We start from the raw sequence: 21,590 nt of genomic DNA, 5'->3' as shown, positions 1-21,590 counted from the left end.
AGTATGTCGATGACCGAGGTGAAGCCCGGCGCCGATGAAAACTCGACTGTCCGGTATGGAACGAAGACAAGGACGCCCTGGTGCAGGCGTTGCGACCTGGACGACCGCCACCGTCGAACTCTATCTGGCTGAACAACCCTAAAGCCCTCCATGAAATGCTTGCCCAAACGGATATCCGCCGGTCTGCCTCATATCCTCTTCTGTGTATGCGCCAGGTAGACGTTCAAGGCTGCCGCGATCGCCACACAAGCCATCGGCAGGGCTTGCGGCGGCACGGGGAATGGAAAGGTCAGCCCGAGCAGGAGCACATACAGTGTGCCGAGGATGGCGAACAAGCTGTAGCGATGGGCCAAGGGGCTCGAATAGTCAAAGTTCGATTGTTTGATCTTGCGCTGGGCCAGTCCATCCACGGCGAAGGGCACGACGGCCGCCAGCAGGAACGGCCACCAGGACAGCAGCAGAAAGAACCGGCGCATCGTCTGATAGACGCTATCCCAGAGCACCTGAAGTCTGGCCGCAATGAAGGGAAACAGATCGTCTCTTCCCACGTCCTGGAATCCCACTGACCGTTGACGCTCCGGTTCGCTGGGGATGAAGTAGCGATAGACGTTTTCCCGGGCGCCGGTGCGCACGAACAGGCGGTCGAACCAGTCCGTGGAGGTTTCCCGGATTTCGGCGTCTTTCCGTGCACCGAGATACTCCGCGATCATTCGGTCCTCGGTGCGCTGAACGGTCTTGAGCCAGTCGTCGGAGACCAGAGCGGCGACGAAGATCACTTCGACCAGCCAGAACACCAGGCTCAACAGGAGGTTACGCGGCATCCCGGTTCTCATTCGTTCCCTCATCACCCAGGGCTCTTTGCAGATGCGAGGGGACGAGCCGCCGAGTCAGTTCGGGCTCCCTGGGAGGATCGGCCGGCACTCGGGTTCTCAGCTCGAACATCAGCGTGTTCAGAAACGATCCCAATCGGCCTCTGTCCGATACGGTGCGGTCGTGCAGGGCGACCCGGTAGGCGTTGAGCGCAGCCGACAGGCAGCATTCGACCACTCGGTCCCGGTTCTCCGTTTCGGGTACCTGTTGCATAACGTAATCGATGGCGTTTCGGCAAACGTCCTGCGTTCCCGGCCAGTCGATTTCCAGCACGGCCATGATCTTGCGCTCGCGGGCATGGCGGCTACGCCAGCACTGTAGGGGATCGGATGGGCTCGCAACGTTCTTTTTCGTGTCTGGGTTCATGGTCGGTTGGTTTTCTCGTCGAGGCGCGACCGCAATACGGGCAGACGGCCCTTGACGATCCGCCCACCGGAGAGCTTCGCGATGTAGTGAAGGTCGGGCAATTGCCCGAGCAATTGGGGCGCGAACAAGTCGCCCTCTTCCTCCATCAGGCGCTCGCCGATGTTGCCGGAGAACACCGCCGGGTTGGTGGAATGGGTCGAAACGCCCTGCGTGCGCATGATGTACTTCAGCCGCGTCTTCGGCAGATTGTCGGTGATGTATTCCTGGGTTTCCGCGTCCATCACGCGCAGCGCAATGAGGTTGTTGACGTTGCCCAGGATCTGGCGCGCCTTGGGCTCGGAACCGGTGCGCGCCGAGAAGTCGGCGAAGGTCTGGGTGGCGATGAACAGCCTGAATTTCGCTCCGCGGCCCTTGTTCAGCAGCTGAATGCACGGATCGTTGATGACCTCGGCCGCCTCGTCGACGAAGATGTTGACCGGACGGTTGTTGATGCCGTAGTTGTAGCGATCTCCGGCCACCGAGGCCAGGTCCGCCAGCAGGATGGAACCGATGGCGCTGCCCACCATGCCATCAGAGAGGGAATCGAGGCCGATGTAAGCCACCTGGGCGTTCTGGATAATTCGCGCCGAATCGGTGATCGGGCGAGGGTCGTCCACATCGCTGGGGTCGGGGGACAGCAAGGATCCGAGCGTGCCCGAGGTCAACATGTTCATGATCGGCAGGAGCGAGGCCACCATCTTCCCGAAATGGGTACGGTCGTGTTCGAACATCGAGATCAGGCCTTCGAGGTCCAGGTTGGGATGGTCGGCCTGGACCGACTCGCGGTAAAACCGGACCAGCGCGGCCGCACGAGCGTCGGCATCCCTGCCCTTGATGGAAGCGCGACCGCGCCAGCCTTCGTCCAGCACGTGATCGAAATAGCGCTCCAGGGCGCGGACGACCAGCGTCCCCGGCCCTCCCTCCAGGTAGCGCCTGAGCTTCACCAGGGTGGGCCGCTGTTCGATGGCGAACAGCCCTTGGACGATGTTGTCGAGGGACTTCTGGCCGAAGGCCTTGAAGGGATCCGACGCGCTTTCCCCCGAAATCACCGTGGCGATGCGGCTCGCGACTTCCGAGGACCGGTTGAAGTTGCGCAACGGGTCCAGACGCACGCTGTCCTCCGGGAACGCCGGATGGAAATAGACGAAGCGCTCGGGATGTCCGCTCAGCCGGCAGGCGCGTTCGGCGCACCCCTTGAGATCCTTGTCGCCTTTCGGATCGATGACGATGACCGCTTCCTCGCGCAGCACCGCCTGGGTGACCAGGATGTCGAACAGCCGTGTCTTGCCGGCGCCCGTGGTGCCCACGATCAGGGTATGACCCGCCGTGTGCGCGATCGGCTGGAAGACCTCCCCTTCTTTGATTTCCAGCCCATGCACCCAGGTGGCGCCCATGCGCTCGTGATCGACCGGAATGATGTCCGAGGAATCGCGCTTGAGGATTTCGTAAGCGAGCTGTGCGTGCCGTTGGCCCCAGTCGAACCCCCAGCCGAACCAAAGCTTGTCCGGATGCCTGCGCACGGTCCGTTGAAGTTTTTCAACGTCCAGGTACTCGAATGTGAACCGGCGCAATCGGTGCTTGCGGTACCAGACGCCCACCGCGGCCGGCAGTCGCCAGGCGGCCATCATCCCGCAAAAGACGATCAGCCCAAGGAACGGCGCCATGGGCAGGCCCGACCAGCGGTCGGCGAGGTACGCCAGTCCTGCGCCGAAGATCCAGCCGCCGATGGCCTGGACTTCGAAGTTGGGTCGCCAAGGCAATTGATAGTCGTAGTCGCTTTTCACGTTAGACCGTCTTCTTCCGGACCTTCAGGATACTGTTGCCTTCCAGTTGGATCTCGGAATGACGATGGAGGGCGATGATCAACCGGGATCGGGTAAGCCCCGGATGAAGCTCCACATACCAGTCGATGATCGTGTACGGTACGGACAGCCATTCCGGGGACTCCTCCACCGGGCACGGCAAATCTTCGCGCTCCTGGATCCGCCGGATGAGGTCGTCGGCCGGTCCCGTTTCGGGTTTCCTGTCCAGGGATCGTGTGGGTACGCTCTGGGGCGCCTTGGGTCGTTTGGGGGAATTGATAGGTTCTTTCATCCCCCATCTCGGTCGCTCGATCGGCGCCAACGGGACTGCCTCTGATTCGGCGGTGTCCGGGACCGTCTTTTCAGGAGCGGTGCCCGCGGACTTTCCGGGGGCTGGCGCCTTTTGGGCCTCGGTCACGGTATTAGGTAACTCGTTTTTACTCACGCGCGGCGCGGTCACCGTGGGTTTAAGGACTTTCCCTTCCTCGAACTCGGGATCGCCAGCCAGTGCCAGCCAGCAGCGGCTCGCTTCCCGATTCAGCATCAGTCCCCGGATGCCGTCGATTTCGCGAATCTTCCGCATGGGAGCGAGCACGTCGGTTTCGATCCAGCCGGCTTCGTCGAGAAGCCGAAGCGATTCGCCGGGGTCCTTGCCGAACTTCCGGGCCAGGTCCGGGTGAGGCAGGAATACCAATCCGTCGACTTCGCGCACAGGAACAGCCGGAGGTTTTCGATACGCCTCGATGGCGGCACGCAGCCACTCGCCGGCGAGGCCTTGCGAAGCCAGCCAGTAGGCGGCTTCCGTTTCCAACTCATGCCGCTTGTCATCTGAATCGAACGGCTTGTTCGGCGGGAGAAATTGTTCGTGAGTCGGGTTCGGCTGATTTTGCTTCTCGTCCAGCTTGGATTTCGTGTTCTCTGAATTCGCCTGTCTCGTCCGCTTGCGACCGGAACTGGAGCTGCCAGCGAAACTGGCTTGTTCCTGAGCGGGCTTTTCTTCGGTCGGTTGAACAAGCACGGCATCATTGGGGACGTTTTGTTCGCCCCGGCCAGCAGGCTCGGAGTTGGGCGCGATGGTCCGCGAATTCGTTTCACTTTCTGCCTGCGATGGCGCAGCCGTATCGTTCAGGCGCGCCGGTACCGGCCGTTCCTGGGCAGGTCCCTGCTGGGGAGCTGGTTTCAGTGCTTCTCGCTTGGACAGGGACGTCTCTTTTTCTGTCTCGTCCAGCAGCCGGCCCTCGACGACGACGGGCGGTTCGCCGTTGTAGATCAGCTCCGGCGAGGACAGTCTGAGCATGTAGAGGGCGACGTCCAGTTCGGCCGGGGCCATGCGCCAATAACGGTAGTTTCTCCCATCTTGAGTTCTGCGCGGAATCGCCAGTCCTCGCTCGATGAGAATATCGGCGAGGGTGTCGGGATCTCGCGGGATACCGGGAATCCTGTCCTTGGCCAAAAGCTCGCAAACTTCCTGGGCACCCGCCTTCCAGACGACGTACAGACCCTCGTCGAATCGCCACACTCGGGCGCCCCGCGAGTTGGCGCTCCACCGGCCACTATTGACCAGCCTTCGCATGGCGTCGAGCAGGTATTTTTCGACCGGCACACCGAGCGATGAATCCACCGGGATGTGATTGGCCTTGAGGTCGCGCTCCACGCTCTTGCGATCGGCCTCGATCACCAGGGCGTGAAACACGCTTCCCCGGTCGACGCCGGCGATCGCTTCCAGCATGGCCTGCATGATGTCGGGACCGGTTTGGGTGAGGTAGGTCAAGCACTCCGGCGTCAATACGCGTTCGGTCACCAATACCGAGAACTGCTCGTGGCGCTGATGGCGCTTGTCCCGCCAGCGCAGGAAATACCGGTCCACGCCGTTCTTTTCGGCCCAGTCGGTCAGGTTCTCGAGGTAGGGGTTCCACTGGGTCTTGCCCTCCCGGTTCAGGATGGAGAGATCGGACACCGGTTTGCCGATGTCGTGCAGCAATCCGGCTAGGCACACCGCCAGGCGCCAGCGGGGCTCCTGCCCCTTGCGCTCCAGGGGCGTGGAGCCGGCCCCGAACAGCACCCCCTCCGAAGCCATAGCCGCCCAGTAACCCACCTCCAGACCGTGCCGGAACAGGCCACCGGCGCCGCGATGATGATGCGCTTCCGAGGCCGGCAACAAATGCGTGAACGCGGCATAGCGTTCGACGACCGGCATGACGATGGCCTGAAATTCCTCGCACGGCAGCGCCAAGGTGTGCCGGATGGCATCCACCAACTCGGGCTGGGTGGCGAGGATGCGCGCCACGGACGCCGCGGGGAGCCCTTTGGCGAAGGGCGGGTAACGAGGGATGTCCTCGTCGGCGACGGATGCCAATGTAGCCGCTGGTGTCGCGGAAGGTTTTCGGAAAAGAGAAAACAGGGAATTCATGGCGACATAGCTTGCCACCGGAAAGAAATGGGGGAGCCGCGATAGATTCGCCTGGGGTGAATCTTTTCCAACACCGCTGTTTTCGTGGGCTCTTAAGCTGTCCTGGTTTCGTTTCAGGACAGCCGAATCATGAACAAGATCCGTTTCGCCTTGCCGTTATTGGCCATCACCTCCCTTCTGCCCGGTTGCGCCATGCAACGCCCTGCCCCGGAAGCCTCGCAGACCGTCATCCAGTCGTTGCTGCCCCACACACCGGGCAAGCCTTGGCGGCTGGGCGTGTCGTGGCTGTCCGGAGGCCCCAGCGGAGCGGCCATTCGATCGTCGGGCTTCGAACACGTCGTGCGCAAGAAGATGCCAGAGACTCCGCTCCAGGTGGCTTCTCTGCAACCCGTAGAAATCACCCCGCTGACCTCAGGCTACACGGACGAGGAAATCGAGCGCGCCTGGCGGAAGTTCTGTCGAAATCGGTTGGGCATGACCGAAAGGGATCACCGGATCATCCGGGATACCTCGGTTCCGGGATGGCTGATCGGGAACTGCCATACCGCCAATCTGATGAAATGAAGCAGGGACATGTATGGGTACCCATCCGAGTGATGTATTCACCTCGTTGGTCTCGAGTCTGAGCGATATCAACGCATCGACCCTTCGCCGAGTTTGCGAAGCCTTGTTCGGCGCCGCCGACGACGGACACCGGGACTTTTTTTCACGACGGACCCTTCTGCTCTCCGCCGACGGAATGGATGTCCGGTTTCTCGGCGTGCAACTGGACCAAAGCGACCTCAGCTTGTGGATGGAAATCGTTCACCTGGCGAGGACACAGATTCCAGGCTCCCCCGTTACGTTCAGCGCCTCCGATGTGCTCAAGGCGCTGCAACGCCGTACCGGAAAGCAAGATCACGAATGGCTCGGGGAAGCGATGGCCCGTCTCGCCGGGGCGGGTATCGAGATCACGCTCGGGCGGCGACACACGTGGTTCTTGGACGGTTTTCTCAGCTATCGGGCGAACGAACGGCGGGGCCACTATGTCGTGATGCCATCGCCGCCTCTCCTCAAGCTGTTCGAGCATCCTTTTTTCCATCCTGATTGCGGCGCGCGCCAGTGATGTTCACCGACGATGATCCGAATCGGGAGGACAGAGACGCAGCGTCCGATTCGGACAACGACCCCCGCATCTCAATTCGGCCGCCGTCGGAATCCGTTTCGCGGCAGCTTACCCTCTTTCAAACGTTCTATGCTCCGGCGAATCAACGCCACCGGTTGTCCAACGTCATCGAAATCTGGGACGCCGCCCCCAAATTCGCGACTCCTCGCCGGCGCGCCGACGTAACCGACAACCCGGCCGTCTTCCTGGAACGAATATTCAATTTCAGGGGGACGCGGTTTCAGGTAACGGTCGCACCCGCACTCATCAAGGACTCTGCCGGCCGGAATGCATACCGCTTCCCCACGGCGCGGGAGGAACTGGTCGAGGACGCCCTGCGCAAGATCGCCGTGCAGCAGCATCTCGGATTCGTTGGAACCCTCGAGGCCAAACCGATCGTGGGTGTTCGTTTCTCACTCCAGATGCTCCGCCGTGAGTTGGCCAGGCACGGGCACGGCATCAAGCACGCCGACTTGGTGGACTCCTTGATGATCCTGTCGGGAAGCGTGGTGAATATTACGTATGCCGGACGCCGCACGGCGCTTCACCGTAGCACGATCCTTTCCAATCTCGCCGCCATCAGCCGCGAGGACTATTTAAGGGATCCGCAAACGCTGTGGAGCGCGCATTTCCACCCCATGGTCGCCGGCAGTCTTTCGGCGGTGACGTACCGGCAGTACGACTACGAATCCACCATGTCCTACCGATCCTCCCTGGCACGATGGCTCCACAAGTACCTCGCGGCCGTCTTCGTGAATGCCGGGATGACGCAGCCGTGCAGGATCATGTTGTCGGAAATACGAGATGGCAGTGGATTGGTCAATCGCGTCACCGTTCGCCACCAAGCCAGGGATGTCGAAAACGCGATCAACGAACTCATTTCCTCGGCGTATCCGATCGTTCGTTGTTGCAATCCCCAGGTTGTCCTTGAGGGCCGTTGCATTGTTGATGTGACGTACACCCTCCAACCCACACCGGAATTCGTGAAGCTGGTCATCGACTCCAATAAGCGTCAGAAGGATACCAAATCAATGGCGGCGGATAGCTCTGCACGCCGAGGACATTAGGTGGGTACTCTGGTACCCGGAAGTGGGGACTCTGGCGCACGGAAGTGGGTACTCCAGCGACCGATACCGAAAGTTATCCACAGATCGAGGAAGATTTGGCGATCCAACGTGGGCACTCTGGCGCACGGATGAGCCCCAAAGTGGGTACTCCAGGGCACGGTCACTCCAAAAAGTGGGAACTCTGGCGCACGGAAGTGGGTACTCTGGGGCACACTGGATCCAATAAAACACCCAGGGTGGGTACCTTGGGGCACGGAAGTGGGTACTCTGGGGCACACTCATTTTTGTAAGCAATTGTTTAGAAATTTATTTTTTGCTCCTTTTTGAGACCTCCTTTCTTTCCTTATTCCATTCTTTCCTTATTCTCCTTTGGGATTCCGTGGACAACTTTCGGGTGCTTCGATGCGATCCGGGATAACCCGGAATCCGCGAAAGCCGAGTCCCTCCTGCGCACGTCAGCCAGCATATGGGCAAAGGGGCCTAGCTGCTTGGCCGGAGAGGGACATGAACAACGCTGGGAGGTCAAAAAGGAGGACAACTTCGAGGAAGCACCGGACAGCTTAATCTATCCAATCCCAAAAGACGCTTGTAACGACATCGTCTTTACGAAATGTTATAGTTGTTCAACGTGGAGGTATCGCTATGACCACAACTCACTCTCAGACCACCAGGCGCGATAGCCTGAATATCCGCATCAAACCGGAAGACCGCGGATTGATCGATCGGGCCGCCAAGCTTTTGGGCAAAAATCGAACGGATTTCATGCTCGATGCCGCCCGTCGCGCCGCCGAGGAGGCTTTGCTCGACCGGACTGTGTTCGTGGTGAGCCCCGAAGCCTATGCCGAATTTCTCGCGCGTCTGGATGCGCCGCCGCAACCTAACGAGCGCCTGCGAAAGACCATGCAGACGCCCGCGCCGTGGGAATAAGCATTGCCGCTTCTGGCTCCCCAACCGCTCGCGGAACACCATCGAACGGAAGGCTTCACTTCCGGCCTCATCTCCCTGGATGACTGGTTGAAACGCAGGGCGCTCGCCAATCAGGCGAGTGGCGCCTCCCGGACTTTCGTGGTCTGCGACGAACAGAAGGTGATCGGGTATTACGACCTCGCGGCCGGGGCGATCAGCATCCAGGACGCTTCAGGCCGGTTTCGGCGCAACATGCCCGATCCCATTCCGGTCGCGATCCTGGCGCGTCTCGCCGTGGATCAAGCTTACCAGGGTCAAGGGATTGGCCGCGCTCTTTTCCGGGACGGCGCCCGACGTGTGATGCAGGCGGCGGATACGATTGGCATTCGTGGGATCGTCGTCCATGCGATTTCCGAGGAGGCCAAGGCGTTCTATCAAGCAATCGGCTTTGATTCCTCCCCGGTCGACCCCATGACGCTCCTGGTGACGTTAAACGATCTTCGCGCCACACTGGCCGAGTGAAACGACATGCCGTGTTAAGGAAGACGGAGTGCCGTGCACTGAACTCTCTTCAAGGCGAGACTTTCTTCAACAGGCGCAGGTCGGTCACCAGCTCTAGCGGTTCCCCGATCCCGATCCGGGCGAAGTCGGGGTGCTCCGGGTTCAGCAGGTAGTTGGTTTCGGCCGGGATCACGGCACTCGGGACGGCCAGCACGGCACGGGTACCACCCCGTACCCAATCCGCCCCGTGTTTTTGCAGTTCCCCTCTTGCTTCCGGGCTCCGCCAGTCCGGCGGAAGCTGATCGACCGTGATCCGGTCGAGGGCGAGATCATCCGGGATGTGTGCCGAGATCAGTACATAACGGGCGCGGAGAGGCTCGTCCTGCACCAAGATTTCCAGCACCGCGAGCGCCTGGCTTTCCGCCGTATACACCAGCGGCACACCTTTCGGATTCCACCGGCCACCATACAGGCGTGCGCCTTCGCCGGTAAAGGCCGCTTTGGCCAAGCGAGCGGTGACGATCCGCCACCCGGTCGGCATCAGGCGAATACGCCCTGCTCAATCCGGCCCAGGGTGTCGAGGACCCACTCGGCGCCGATTTCGGTATCCACCAGGCTTAGCGGCGTCTGGCCCGAGAGCGAGGCGTTCGTCGCTTTCAGCCAGTCCACCGCCGTGTCCAGGTTCTCGAAGACTTCCTCGGCGCGTTGCACCACGCGGGCCAGGCGCACGAGTTTCGCCGATTCCTCGCTGGACAGCGTGCCTTCCCGCTTGCGCCGGGCCAGCGTGCGCTCGGGAATCCCCAAGGCCTCAGACAATTCCGCCTGGGAAATCCGTAAGGCTCTCCCCAAGGACTCCACCGCCGCCGCCGAAATGCCCCGGCGGATGACGGACACCCAATCCAGCGGCGAGCGCGGCGATCTCTGCAGCACGGAGGTTCCTCCGAGCAACGCCTCGGCGCTCAAGAAATCGGGTACCGTCGATGTTGCGCCCATAGATCACCTACTAAGTGCCATTTGGCATCCATTATACTGCCCTTTGGCTGCTACCCCTAATACACCAGGACCACCGGGATAGCGGCATCCGTTCCCCGGAGGAAGGATATCGAAGGCCAACCTGCGGATCCGTCTCGTACCCATGCTATTTGGCTGATTTCAGAGAAATCGGCATGCGGCGATCTCATCCAATCCTCCTGCGCCCTTGGTCCAGTGTAGGCCTTAGTTCAAAGGAACGTGGTGCTGGTATGGATTCCCCGGCTTATGATCGCTTCCGCCGTCACCGTCTTGCCGCTGGTTTCCGATTCGTAGGCGATGAGCGAATCCCGGATCCGGACGAGTAATGCCTGGCGCTTGCGGATATCCGCGAAGACCTCCTCTGTTTCCCGAACCAGTTCGGCGATCCATTCAGGCTCATTTTTCAACGCCTGATCCAGGGCATAGCGATGGCTCCGCCGCCCCTTGCTGAATTGCTTCTTGGCGACAAAGCGCCCGCTGCCGCCCAGTCTTCCCATCTCGTACCACTCGATGCTGAAACCGCCAGTGTCCCGCGCCCGCAGCCTCACGCCGACACTTCCCTGGGCATACCGTTTTTGATGGGTTCGGCCTTCCTTCAGTCGGCGCCAGTAGTCATCCACCAGCAACTGGGCCTCGTCCTGCAACTCGCGCAGGGACGCGGCCAGCCAGGCGCATACCGGGGACGGAACCCTTTGACTCTCTGTTTTTTCCCTTTCTTTATTCGCATCTGCGGGCATCGTCGTTTCCCAAATACTTATCTGTTGGGATTTGATGGCTTCGCCCCAATGGAGGGGATTGTGAAGAAACTCGCGGGACGATCTCCCGATCCGAGTGGGTATGTCCTTAAGAAATCTTTGACCATAATCCCAACACTATGTTGGGAATTTATGGCTAGAAAACTTCTGCCTCCTATCATCCGGTTACCCCATATGACAATCCGATTGTTGGTGAATCTATTGACTATCGCGCGGCACACGCCTCTTTAACGTATCGCGTCTCAAATCCCAATATTCATTTGGGATTCGTGGCTTGCTTTTCTGTTTTGTTCATTCCGCGCTATCTGCGCATGGGGTTCGTGCACGTCGAACTGTGAACGATCTGAATCTATCACCCACACGACGTCGCCTGTGCTCGAAAAAGTTGCTCATTTAGACAATCTTTTTCGACACATCCCCCACCGAAATACGGGTAGATTGCCCACCGGTCCTGCTGAGGTCTTGGTGAATACCTAGGCGACCTGAGCCCGCGTGCACAAATGCAAATTGTCCTCGAGTAGCCCTATGGCGAACCCGGTTCCAGGACTTGGGGCGAGTTTTCGGGGTGTTGCCGTATCTGTGTAACGCCCGTGCATTTGCTGCGTACCTATCGATCTCTTTACCCAGGCGAGTTGGCCGGGAGTGGATGAAACCATGTTTGTACTTGGAATGGACATTGGCTATTCGAATCTGAAGCTGGCCATGGGTGAAACCGGAAACGGTCCTACGGTATCGCTCTACCCGGCCGGCGCGGCGCCGATCGATCGGCTGCCGGAGTCGATTGGTAAACAAGAAGACGCTCTACGGGTCAGCGTCGATGGCGGAATTTGGGCGGCCTGCGTGAATCCGGGGAAATTCGCCACCTGGAATCGAGCACTGCACCAGGATTATGTGCAGACGGCGTCCTATCGCGCCCTGTTTCATGCGGCGCTGTTGTTGTCCGAGCGGGACACGGTGGATTTGCTGGTGACGGGCCTGCCGGTCTCGCAATGGCTGGAGCGTTCGCGACGGGACGCCCTGGGCGAGCGTCTCGCCGGGACGCATCGCATAACCCCCAGGCGCGAAGTGGAGGTCTCGGCCGTCCGGGTCGTGCCTCAGCCGATTGGCGGCTATCTCGATCTGCTTTGGTCCAGCCTGGCCGTCTCCATCCTGGAAGAAGGCCGCGTGCTGGTCATCGACCCGGGATTTTTCTCGGTCGACTGGGTATTGGTCGAAGAGGGCGACATCCGGAGGTCGTCCAGCGGTACCAGCCTGGAAGCCATGTCGGTGTTGCTGGAACAGGCGAGCCGGCTGATGGCCGACGAGCACGGCGGAACGGCGCCCGTTGAACGCCTGGAAGAGGCGTTGCGAATGCAAAGAGATCACGTGCTCTTGTTTGGACGGCAGGTCGAGATATCACCTTACCTCCAGCAGGCGGCCGAGCGGGTGGCGCCGGTGGCGCTCGAGGCATTGCGCCAGTCGCTTCGCAAGGAATCTGGCAGCGTGGATGCGGTTCTGCTGACCGGCGGCGGCGCGGCGCTTTACGAACCCATCGCCAAAAGCCTGTTTCCCTCCAACCCGATCTTCGTCCCGGAGCAGCCGGCGCTCGCCAACGCCCGCGGCTTTTACTACTTCGGGTCTGAGTGATGCGGATCGTCGTCAAGTTTCCGAGTCGGGCTTACGCCGAGTTGGTAGCCGATCTCGAACAAATGCCCTCGCGGGAGCGCGCCGAACGCTTGAGGCTATTGGCGAGCGTCGGGATGACGGTTCTGCGCTCAGGGGCCGTCACCGCGGCAGGTGGTTTCTTGTCCCCGGATTCGATACCCGGCATCGAGGGTAGGTCGGCAAGGAAGACGGACACCGGCTTCCATCGGGTTCGCGATCGCTTGAGAGAAGGGATGTCGGGATGACCTGCACAAGACGCCTGAACAGCACCGACCCTCACGTCGGAAGATTCCAGACCGCTTTCCGAGCGGCCCTTGAAATCGCTCTTGGAAATTTCAAGACCGCCGATACCAAAAGAGTCGCCGCAGTCGCCGTCATTCTGTACCTGTCGAGTTCCGCCGCCTGGTGCGGAGACACCAGTGCCGCGGGCAATGCGACCGTGCCATTGGATGGAAAAAACCAAGCCATAAGCCCGCAAGCGCTTCGCGGCACGACGTGGTGGCGAGTCGCTACAGAGCGCGGCCTGGATCCCTACATCCTATACGCCGTAGCCCTGGTCGAGTCTCCTCAAGTCAACAACCGCCTGGCCACACCCTGGCCCTGGGCGATCAACAGACAAGGACGGACCATTATCCCATCTTCCCGGATAGTGGCCAGAGGAATCCTTAACGATGCCCTGACCAAGGGTATTCGCGCCATCGACGTCGGCCTGATGCAAGTGAATGTCCGGTGGCACGGACATCGAGTGCGAAGCCCGGAAGAGTTACTGGATCCGGAAACCAATATCCGGGTCGGCGCCGATGTGCTGGCTGAAGCAATCCGCTCGGCACCCGGCAATCTCACCCTCGGAATCGGGCGTTATCACGCCGGTTGGCACAACGATACCGACGCCTACCGCTATGGACAACGGGTATTGGCGGTCGCCCAACGAATCCGCTGGCTACTTTGACGATGGGTTTCAAAGCAAATCCGGGCGAAGAATCGGCCGGAACGATTTTTGTACAGATCACGACAAGCCTCGAAAAGGGTTAGGGCCGAAAAGCCCCTGCACATGCTCTCCGAAGCGAAAGACATCTGTCGTGAGTTCACCTGTGATGCTGCGTTCACGGGAATGATAGCGATGCCCGACATCGTTTTCTGTGAACTATTTCACCCCCTAGGGGGCTAACGATAAGGTGTATTGATGAGTTTCGATTTGGACTTATATGAACTGAATCTGTTTTATTTGCTCAAGGCGCGGGATATGGCGCTGAAAGGCAAATCTCAAAACGCATCCTTGGTGATGGGGATATCCCAGGACAGCGTGAATCGTCTGCCGGAGCTGTCCTTCGAGAAGATCAGGATCTTGGCCCGGTCGGGCGTGCTCTGTTATTCGTCAAGGCTACCGGACAAGTTCTGGAAGGAATTCCAGAATACGGAGATGGATGAGGACCTGGTCAAGGCCCGGGTTTTGTTGATGATTGCGGCGGGGGGAGGGGAAGATGACGACAATGACGGAGCAGCATGATCGGCGATCCCTGGCTCTGGAGTTGATTCGAAGAAAACTTCGGACACCCATCATCCATCTCCACACCCAGATACCTTTGGCCGACATACGGGACTGGTATCGGGAGATCCATGGGCGCTCGCCCAGTTCCGGATTGCTGCCCTCCATGTCAACGTTGCTTCCGAATCGGAACAGTCACATCTACGTTTCGCTGTTTGCCGCGATCTACCGAAGAGTGGGAGGAAAGAAGGTACTCCAGGTCATCGACATTCACGCGGTGATGGAGGCCTGGGACCTGTTTTCAACTTTGACCCGTCACGTGAGACGAAAGCGACCTGCCGATTTGACGGAGGCTTGGGTGATCGCACGGGCGATGCGAGCCAAAACGGCAACGATGCATCGCTGTTCGAAATGCGCCTCGTCCTATCTGGTGGCGGGCGACAGCAAGTTGCCCCCCGCCTGTCCGATTTGCTTCGCCGTTAGACAGGTGGGTAAGTCCGGTCGCTCCAACAAGGTCATGAAGCGATCACGGCTCCGATAGGACACCCATCGAGAATCTTCCGTCGTTTTGAATCCCGAGTGTCCGACACATAGGGTTCATCATCGGTATCCTGGAGGCCTCCATGCGACCTTAACGTTCATTGACTGAACGCTTCTTCGTCGGGCGGTTGCCTAGGGTATCTGAAGTGGAGACAGTCACGCAACCGGCCTTCTGAAAGCATTCCAGCAATCACCGCCATCGATGAAGTCCGTCGATGGCGGCCTTCCATTGGCCCATATCCAGTCAAGATTGTCGTGCTGCCTGTCGGCATTCCCAGCTTTGCCAAGACAGAACCTTGTGAGGACTTATTTTCTATCAGCCCGCCCTATCCGATTGATCCAGCAGGTACTCTGCGGGTACGCTATCGGTGAACCAGGCGGAAGGAGCTCCCATGAGATTGACGATCGAGCAGGACCCAAGAACGACCATCCTGAAAGGAACCATCCAATGGTTCTCGAAAGAAAAAGGCTACGGATTCATCGACGGTGAAGACGGTATCCGCCGGTTCTTCCATGTCGCTGACACGGCCGACGATTTCGCGCCAGAAGTCGGCAATTTCATTCTCTTCGAGCCCCGGCAGGACGGAAAAGGTCCCCGTGCCGTCCGCGTTCGCTTGAATCCAGATTCATTGGTTGAAATCAAAAAGCCATTGGCCCGCAATGGCCGTATGTCTTGTCCTCACTGCGGTACGTCGATTGTGCCCAGAGTCGTATTCAACTATGGGGCGCCGATCTATTCGATCTGCCAGTTTTGCGGAGGAACGGTTGCTGATTTTCGGGAGCCTTCGGAGCCTTGGGTATCCAAATTGTTTGTTGCAATTCTAGGTAGCCTGACCGTCACGATTCTTCTGGCTCTGCTGTTGCCTGCACCGTTATTTTTTGGATTCTTGGTTTCCGTGCCGGCAACTTATCTGATTTATCGGTTAGCTAGAGGCTTGGTGAAAGTGTCATCGCATTTAGCTTTGAGGGCGAAACGCATTGCCGGTAGGACTTCGCGTCGGCGGTCGCCTTGGCACGATTGATTATCATCGTCGCATATAGCGCCCGGCGCCATCGATGGCTCGTTTGGGGTCTGCGGGGTCTTCGATCTAGGAGGGATTTGGCCGTATCCGGTCTCAAGGGCGACGGGGCATGCTCTCGACGTCTTTAATGATCGATTTCAGGGCGTCACGGATTTGCGGGGTGTCTTTTGTATTCAGTGGCATTGGTGGAAAAGTCCTCTGTTCCTTCCATTGCATTGTTGTACTTTCCTACCAAGCCGACTAAGTCGGTCCGGTTTTGCCCCGCGGCTCGTTTCAACAGGCTTGCAATGTCGGTTCCGACTTCTTCGCCATGCTCTTTGATGAGCTGATCGCGTAGGCGACCTGATTGGCCACCATAGTCCCCAAGTATCGAGACACCGGCTACCGATTCGAACATCGATGCACGGTAGTACGCCCGCTGAGTCAGCGTCAGTCCGCTCCCGGTCTCTTTGACCCGTTGGTTCGCCCACGCATCGACCGCTTTATCTGCGCCATCCGGCGCGGCGCTCGCGGCAACCAGAAGAGCCTGTCCAAACGATTTCCCTCGCCCACGAGCCGAATCGAACTCGTCCATAAACGATTTGAGCCCTCCCTCAACGGCGGCATCGGCGCCCGAAAAGGTTTTCAACGTATCATAAATCGCCCCACCCACCGCATCGTAATTCATCTCTGCCAGTGACTGCCCGCCCTTAGCAGCCTTACTGATTTCCGAGCGGAAGAATGCAGCCTTGTCGGAATCCATGTTTCCAAATCCTTCATCGGCCGAGCTGTCCACTTGCTTCTGACCTGCGCGATAAGCCTCGTCAACGGCTCTCTCGCCGCCCGCAATCTGTCCTTCGGTCGACTGGATGCGGTCGGTGACACGGCCTTCCAGTCCTCGCGTTTCGTTTCTGGGATCGTGGAAACTGGTCTGCTCGACCTTCGATCTCGTTACTCCGAATTCCGGGGTTTGGTTTACCAATCCGGCATTGGCATCCGGGTGTGCATCGGTGTTGGGTTTGGGTGCGTCCCAAGCATCACCGAGCAGCTGATAGCCGATCGATTCCGCCGTACGCGAATCATCGCCATCCAGATGCCTGAAAACGGGGGACGAATGTCCCGTGAGTAACGACATCCCTGCGGCCGCATAAGCCTGTTCTTTATCGGCGATCAAGCCGGACGCTCGCCATTCGGCGCCTAGGCGCTGCGCATCCCCCCGCAGGCCGAAGCGGTCGAGCGCGGCATCCAACTCCGACATCAAAATCTGACTGCCCGCGAATCTGAGGCCCGTCTCGGCCGCGCCATAGCTTGCCGATACGCCGAAGCGGCTTTGCGCGGACACGGTTCGGTTATAGGTCTCGGAGGCCGAAACGGTGTCGGACGCGCTTTGCTGCAGCGAAGACAACTCCTGCCTTTGGAGCCCCAGGGAGGCCACCTCCCGGGTTCCCGACTGAACATCGGTGGCGACGCTGCGCGCGAGGTCGGTTTGCCAGCCATGGTCCTTGGCGACCTTTTGAGAGATGTCCGATGCGATTTCGTCGGCCTGGCTCTCCCCCACATGAAATCGATTCTGGAGCTGTCCCGATACCGAACCTTTGAGATTTGCCAAAGATTCTTTATCGTTCTCTTTACCTTTTCCCAAGAATCCGGCGATGGCGGCCGAACTGCCCACCAAGGCTGCGAAATCGTCGCCGGATATTCCGGTATCTCGATACCGTTGCGCAAAGTCCTCACCGGTGGCCCGGATGAATTTATCGGTCTGACTCGTGCTGCTCGCTAGCCGGCTGCCCAAGGTATGAGCATCGAAGCCTTCGTGGGAGATTCCACTGGAACGGGAGGCCGTGTTCGACAGGCTCTCCATGAAACTGCGGGAGGCCTGCTGAATGGCGGCGGAGGCGGATGAGACCGCGGCGCTCAGATCCTTGCCGGCCTGGAAGGACGGCAGAACTTTTTCGGCACCGAACAGGGTCGCACCGGTCAGTGGCGCATGCTGATAGTTCGGCTGCATATTCATGACCGGCGCCGGGCTGACGATATTGGGCGAGGCGATTTTTTCGTCGATGAAATCCCCACCTTGCATCCGGCCTAGGAAATGGGTGGCGGTGATCGAGCCGCCGTAGACCAGCATGAGAGCGATGGCGGGCGTCGATGAGGCCAGCATGCCGCCGACGCCCAGCCATTCCTGGATGGCCATGTCCATCTGGTAGATGCCGTAGATCGACGGCAGATTGAACTGCGCGGCGTCGAGCGCGGCCATTTTCCCGGCGGCGGACATCGTGATGTACAGATTGACGATCGCCAGGATCGGCATCCAGAGCTGGATCCACAGCAGCATCAAGAAGTATTGGCCGGTGATGTGAATGCCTCGGGCGCCCAGCATGACGGCGAAGGCCATCAGCGGGGTAATGGCGTAGCTGAACCCCTCGATCCAGGTCATCATGGGGCGGACGATGCGGGTGAACAGAGTCTGCTCGCCGGCCCACTGGGTATTGCGCTGCTGGATGGCTTGCTCGACCATAGCGGCCTTATTCCATTTCAGGCCGTCCTCGTGCCGTCCCACCACGCCCTTCTCGAACATCGGCGTGATCAGCGAGGCCAGCATGTAGTCCAGAGCGCTGACGCTGCCGCCGGTCAGGACCGTCAAGGCCTCATCGATTCTCGGCTGAACGTCCGCGGGTAGCGCGACCTTCAGCGCCTCCTTCAGAACGTTCTCGACTTCCAGGACCGCCAGGTTTCTCACATAGAGGTCCAGCGTCGCCCAGGCGTCGGTGCAATCCAGAATCTTCGGGGCGCCACCGGTGTAGATTTCCGTGGTGTAGACGTTGGAGTCGAACTTGATGGCGTTCAGGACCTGGCTGTTGCGCATAATCCCGTCCAGCGTCAGCAGCCCCAAGTCGACACCGGTGAGCGTGCATTCCTTGACGTAATTGACCAGGGAGTTTTCCAGATCGCCGCCGCTGTTGGGCGAGTTCGCCTTACCCAGTTGGATCCTGGACAGGAGATTCTTCCGTACCGCGGTCATGACCTGGAGCGCATCGGCGAAGCCGTGCTCGGTCATGCTGGGGGTCGAGAAGGCCTGCTCGAACAAGCGGGTGAGGCGGTACCCCATGTTGGACATGATCGAGCCCGCCACCGCGGGCCCCAAGGGGACATTGTCGACCACCTGCACTTGCCCGGTGTAGGCATCCTCGATGGCGACCTTGACCCCGGGGGCGAACAGGGTCAGATAGATCAGGATCGACGCCAGGACATCCTGGTAGCGGATGCCCCGTGCGTCGTACTGGGTCAACCCCCTGAGCATAGTCATCATGACCCCCAGCACGGCGCCGACGCCAGCGGCCATGGTGTAGTGCCCGGTTCCGGCAATCATGGCGATCGCATTCAGGATGGCCGCCAGAAACGCCGAGTCGCCGATGGAAAAGATCTCGAAGACCATGGCGGGATTTCCTCAGGGGGTCGGATAGGCGGTTTGGGAGCCCGGCGTCTGCGCGAAGGAGCCGTAGGTCCGGGCTTTCGAGCCGCTCATGAAGTTGGTGTAGAACTGCATGAGCGTCTGCGGATTTCCGTAGCGGCCGGACAACTCCGCCGACTCGGCCTGCAGATCCAGACGCGCCTTGTCGAGGGAATCCCCGAGCCTCGTGGCGTAGGCGTGATCCTGCAGGGAGCTGGCCTGCCGGACCGCATCCAGCATGCCCTGAATCATGAGCTGGGCCATTTCCAGGGCGATCACCGGCGAGCCTTCGTCGGCGAAGAGACGGGCCAGCCCAAAATCCTCGCGGGCCAGGTTGCGGATCATGGCGCCGATGGCGCCGGGGACCAACTCCATGAAGGCCATTTCCTCCGCCGTCAGGGGGCCGGTGTTGGTGGCGAACTTGTAGAGCAGCCCGTTGTTGGCGCCGGTGCCCACCAGAAGGTCGCGAACCCGCTGCTTGAGTCCGGTGAGGGAAACGTCCACCGGCGTCGGGTTCAGACAGCCATCGATGTCGGGGGTATCGCAGTCGTAGAGCTTGACCTTCTGGTAATCGGAACCGCCCGAGCCGTTGAGGAGATCCTTGATCCTGAGAATGTTGGGCAGCGTGACGACCGGATTGCTTTCGCCCTTGCCGTCAGGGGCCGTCTCCGGGGGCTGGACGATCACCGAACCGGTGACGCTCATCGCCGCCTCCAGGAAATCGTTCCCGCCGAATTTGAACCAACTGCCCGCGTTATTCCGGTTGAGCGCGCGCCAGACCAGATTGCCCTGGATGACCTTCTCCATGTCCGCGGCGGCGTTGGTCTTCACCTGGTTGGTGGGATCGCCCTGGGAACTGGCATTGGTCAAGGCCCCGAACACGTCGGTGATGCCCTTCGAAAACGCGACGGTCGACTTCTTCATGGTGGCCTGCGTTTCCGCCGGCAGAATGCTGGCCGCGTCGTTGACGAGGCCCTGGGCCAGTTGGCAGGAGTTGGAGAACAACTGATTCAATTGCTGCACCTTCTTCTGGAGATCCGACATGATGTTGCCGCAGTCCGGGCACATCGCGTTGATCGCCAGCTGGAAGGCGTAGCCGGCGGCGTTGGCCGCCACGGCCCGCATCAAGTCGATGAACTGGTTCATGTTGATGAACGAGAACGACCCGCCGAACAGGTCGATGCCGCCGCATCCCGCGCTGAACGAAGGGGGAACGAAGGACACCAGGTTGGCGTTCATGACCCGGTTGCGGGAAACCACGGACCCGGCGGTGATCACGCCCCGGCGCTGCCCTAAGTGAGCGGTGGGACTCGTCACGTTGGTCATCGTGCCGAACATGGCGTCCATTTCCTGCTGGAGGTCGGCATTCGCTACGAGCGGCAGCGATAGGGCCCAAAGGAGTACGGTCGTTCGGCGGGTTCGAAAGGACGGCATTACGGACTCCGGAGGACGGGTATCTGTAGCGGTTCACTGGCGGGGTATCCTGCTTGCCGTTGCAAGACGTCGATCATCTCCACGGGATTGCTCATCACCTCGGCGGTCATTGCCCAGGGCGGCGGGAGGATCGCTGGCATCAGGCGCTGGCCGCGAGAGGCTTCGAACACGGCCTCGTCGATCCAGCCCGACTCCTTGGCGGCCAGGATGATTCGTCCGGACAGGTCGTCCAGCGACAGGACGCCTTGAGAGAGCGGCACCAGGTCGTTGGGCGGCTTCATCAGGAACAGGGCCGGCGTGGATACGACGCCCAACAGATGAGCCTGCCCTTGGTCGGTATGGAAATCGGCGTAGAGGCCGCCCGGCATGGGTTTTCCGTCGAGCGAGACCGCATAGATCTTGAAGCCGAAACGCTTCTCGAGCAGGGCCAGGAGCGGGGCTTGGATGTGACAGTAGTGGCAGTCGGACCGGAAGAAAAACAGTATTCCGGCTTTCTGAGCAATCGCTGTGAGCGCCTGCGCGCTGGCGAGGCCGGCCAGGTGGTTGGCTTCATTGACGGCAAAGGTCGCAATCGGCCGGCGGGTGTTTTCGTCGAGCAGGGGATCGGACATGACCACATGTCGCGCCACGTCGGTGAAGCGCTGGGCCTTGTCCATCATCACCCGCTGTAAGTAATAGTAGGCCGCGACATTTTCCGAAGTAGGATCGTCGATGGCCTTGTCCCGATAGCGCTCCAGATTTTTCCTGAACCATTCGGCGGATAGTGGGGGCAGTTCAGGTTTGGCGGGTTCAGACTGGGTAATGGGTGGCGATTGAGCTTTCGCTTCTTCGACCGGCTTGACCTTTTCCGACTTTTTGGGTTCGGGTTCGACTTCTCGCCAAAACCACCCGCGCTCCTTGTCGAGAAAAAAAGAAGGCTCAGGAGCTGGAGCGGAATCCGATCCCCTGGCCAAGTGGGGCGCCAACAGCAGGTAGGGAAATAGAAGAAGCCAAGATTGCCGATTCATGCGGCGATTATCTTGGTCTTTTTAGGTCCCGGTGTTTGAATAGATTGCGAAGGACGGAATCATTTGCGTTGATTCGCGAATATCAATGGCGTGTCTTCCTGTACCTCAGCCGATTACCAGTGTGATTTTGATAGTTAAATGTAACCCGCAGCATCA

20 protein-coding genes are annotated in these 21,590 nt (G+C 59.8%); 10 read left to right on the top strand and 10 right to left on the bottom strand.

What is annotated here, in order from left to right:
• Window positions 1-188: 188 nt before the first annotated feature.
• The 4 genes from B2A78_RS09400 to mobH are packed head-to-tail and all read right to left on the bottom strand — an operon-like array spanning window position 189 to window position 5,487.
• Complete coding sequence (locus B2A78_RS09400; RefSeq protein ID WP_077729735.1) at window positions 189-821, bottom strand: DUF4400 domain-containing protein; 633 nt, start codon at window positions 819-821, stop codon at window positions 189-191.
• Window positions 811-1,236 carry a hypothetical protein gene (locus B2A78_RS09395; RefSeq protein WP_077729734.1) on the bottom strand — a complete coding sequence of 142 codons (426 nt, stop codon included), beginning with the start codon at window positions 1,234-1,236 and terminating at the stop codon, window positions 811-813. Before B2A78_RS09395 ends, B2A78_RS09400 begins: the two co-directional genes overlap by 11 nt.
• The gene (gene traD / locus B2A78_RS09390; protein WP_077729733.1) at window positions 1,233-3,059 is read right to left on the bottom strand and encodes a conjugative transfer system coupling protein TraD; all 1,827 of its coding nucleotides are present in this window, start codon (window positions 3,057-3,059) and stop codon (window positions 1,233-1,235) included. The genes B2A78_RS09395 and traD overlap by 4 nt, the downstream gene beginning before the upstream one ends.
• A 1-nt stretch (window position 3,060) precedes the next feature.
• Window positions 3,061-5,487, bottom strand: coding sequence for a MobH family relaxase (mobH, locus tag B2A78_RS09385; RefSeq protein ID WP_077729732.1), 2,427 nt, complete (start codon window positions 5,485-5,487; stop codon window positions 3,061-3,063).
• Between the two features lie 129 nt (window positions 5,488-5,616).
• Here mobH and B2A78_RS09380 point away from each other — a divergent pair, with 129 nt between their 5' ends.
• The 5 genes from B2A78_RS09380 to B2A78_RS09360 all read left to right on the top strand — a co-directional run bounded on the left by B2A78_RS09380 (window position 5,617) and on the right by B2A78_RS09360 (window position 9,126).
• A complete protein-coding gene (locus B2A78_RS09380) occupies window positions 5,617-6,051 on the top strand; it encodes a hypothetical protein (RefSeq protein WP_077729731.1) in 435 nt (144 codons plus the stop codon).
• A 13-nt stretch (window positions 6,052-6,064) separates the two neighbouring features.
• Window positions 6,065-6,592, top strand: a complete 528-nt coding sequence (locus tag B2A78_RS09375) for a replication initiator protein A (RefSeq protein WP_077729730.1) — start codon at window positions 6,065-6,067, stop codon at window positions 6,590-6,592.
• Window positions 6,592-7,698 carry a hypothetical protein gene (locus tag B2A78_RS09370; RefSeq protein WP_143735120.1) on the top strand — a complete coding sequence of 369 codons (1,107 nt, stop codon included), beginning with the start codon at window positions 6,592-6,594 and terminating at the stop codon, window positions 7,696-7,698. The genes B2A78_RS09375 and B2A78_RS09370 overlap by 1 nt, the downstream gene beginning before the upstream one ends.
• A gap of 642 nt (window positions 7,699-8,340) precedes the next feature.
• Window positions 8,341-8,625 (top strand): DUF1778 domain-containing protein, encoded by a 285-nt coding sequence (locus B2A78_RS09365; protein ID WP_077729728.1) that lies wholly within the window; start codon window positions 8,341-8,343, stop codon window positions 8,623-8,625.
• A 3-nt stretch (window positions 8,626-8,628) separates the two neighbouring features.
• Window positions 8,629-9,126, top strand: coding sequence for a GNAT family N-acetyltransferase (locus B2A78_RS09360; RefSeq protein WP_077729727.1), 498 nt, complete (start codon window positions 8,629-8,631; stop codon window positions 9,124-9,126).
• 49 nt (window positions 9,127-9,175) lie between these two features.
• On the opposite strand, the gene B2A78_RS09355 is transcribed toward B2A78_RS09360, so the two are convergent.
• The 3 genes from B2A78_RS09355 to mobI all read right to left on the bottom strand — a co-directional run bounded on the left by B2A78_RS09355 (window position 9,176) and on the right by mobI (window position 10,853).
• Complete coding sequence (locus tag B2A78_RS09355) at window positions 9,176-9,646, bottom strand: RES family NAD+ phosphorylase (protein ID WP_077729726.1); 471 nt, start codon at window positions 9,644-9,646, stop codon at window positions 9,176-9,178.
• Window positions 9,646-10,098, bottom strand: coding sequence for an antitoxin Xre-like helix-turn-helix domain-containing protein (locus tag B2A78_RS09350; RefSeq protein WP_077729725.1), 453 nt, complete (start codon window positions 10,096-10,098; stop codon window positions 9,646-9,648). Before B2A78_RS09350 ends, B2A78_RS09355 begins: the two co-directional genes overlap by 1 nt.
• Window positions 10,099-10,325: 227 nt before the next feature.
• The gene (mobI, locus tag B2A78_RS09345; protein ID WP_077729724.1) at window positions 10,326-10,853 is read right to left on the bottom strand and encodes a conjugative transfer protein MobI(A/C); all 528 of its coding nucleotides are present in this window, start codon (window positions 10,851-10,853) and stop codon (window positions 10,326-10,328) included.
• Window positions 10,854-11,525: 672 nt separating this feature from the next.
• Here mobI and B2A78_RS09340 point away from each other — a divergent pair.
• The 5 genes from B2A78_RS09340 (at window position 11,526) to B2A78_RS09315 (ending at window position 15,563) form a co-directional block, all read left to right on the top strand.
• Window positions 11,526-12,497, top strand: a complete 972-nt coding sequence (locus B2A78_RS09340; protein WP_077729723.1) for a ParM/StbA family protein — start codon at window positions 11,526-11,528, stop codon at window positions 12,495-12,497.
• A gap of 259 nt (window positions 12,498-12,756) precedes the next feature.
• Entirely contained in the window at window positions 12,757-13,464 is a 708-nt protein-coding gene (locus B2A78_RS09330) for a lytic transglycosylase domain-containing protein (protein ID WP_077729721.1), read from the top strand.
• A 234-nt stretch (window positions 13,465-13,698) separates the two neighbouring features.
• The gene (locus tag B2A78_RS09325; protein WP_077729720.1) at window positions 13,699-14,022 is read left to right on the top strand and encodes a flagellar transcriptional regulator FlhD; all 324 of its coding nucleotides are present in this window, start codon (window positions 13,699-13,701) and stop codon (window positions 14,020-14,022) included.
• Window positions 13,997-14,542, top strand: coding sequence for a FlhC family transcriptional regulator (locus tag B2A78_RS09320; RefSeq protein ID WP_077729719.1), 546 nt, complete (start codon window positions 13,997-13,999; stop codon window positions 14,540-14,542). The genes B2A78_RS09325 and B2A78_RS09320 overlap by 26 nt, the downstream gene beginning before the upstream one ends.
• Window positions 14,543-14,933: 391 nt before the next feature.
• Window positions 14,934-15,563 carry a cold shock domain-containing protein gene (locus B2A78_RS09315; protein WP_077729718.1) on the top strand — a complete coding sequence of 210 codons (630 nt, stop codon included), beginning with the start codon at window positions 14,934-14,936 and terminating at the stop codon, window positions 15,561-15,563.
• A gap of 145 nt (window positions 15,564-15,708) precedes the next feature.
• Here B2A78_RS09315 and B2A78_RS09310 read toward each other — a convergent pair whose 3' ends face one another.
• The 3 genes from B2A78_RS09310 to traF form a co-directional block, all read right to left on the bottom strand.
• Window positions 15,709-18,978, bottom strand: coding sequence for a conjugal transfer protein TraG N-terminal domain-containing protein (locus B2A78_RS09310; protein WP_077729717.1), 3,270 nt, complete (start codon window positions 18,976-18,978; stop codon window positions 15,709-15,711).
• Between the two features lie 12 nt (window positions 18,979-18,990).
• A complete protein-coding gene (locus B2A78_RS09305; protein ID WP_240502464.1) occupies window positions 18,991-20,331 on the bottom strand; it encodes a conjugal transfer protein TraH in 1,341 nt (446 codons plus the stop codon).
• A 95-nt stretch (window positions 20,332-20,426) separates the two neighbouring features.
• On the bottom strand, window positions 20,427-21,434 hold the full coding sequence (traF, locus tag B2A78_RS09300) for a conjugal transfer protein TraF (RefSeq protein WP_077729715.1): 1,008 nt from the start codon (window positions 21,432-21,434) through the stop codon (window positions 20,427-20,429).
• Between the last annotated feature and the right edge of the window lie 156 nt (window positions 21,435-21,590).

The organism is Methylocaldum sp. 14B (genome assembly GCF_002005105.1).
Lineage (GTDB): Bacteria > Pseudomonadota > Gammaproteobacteria > Methylococcales > Methylococcaceae > Methylocaldum.
The sequence above is the reverse complement of the archived record's forward strand: the minus strand, read 5'-3'. Positions and strand labels throughout refer to the sequence as shown.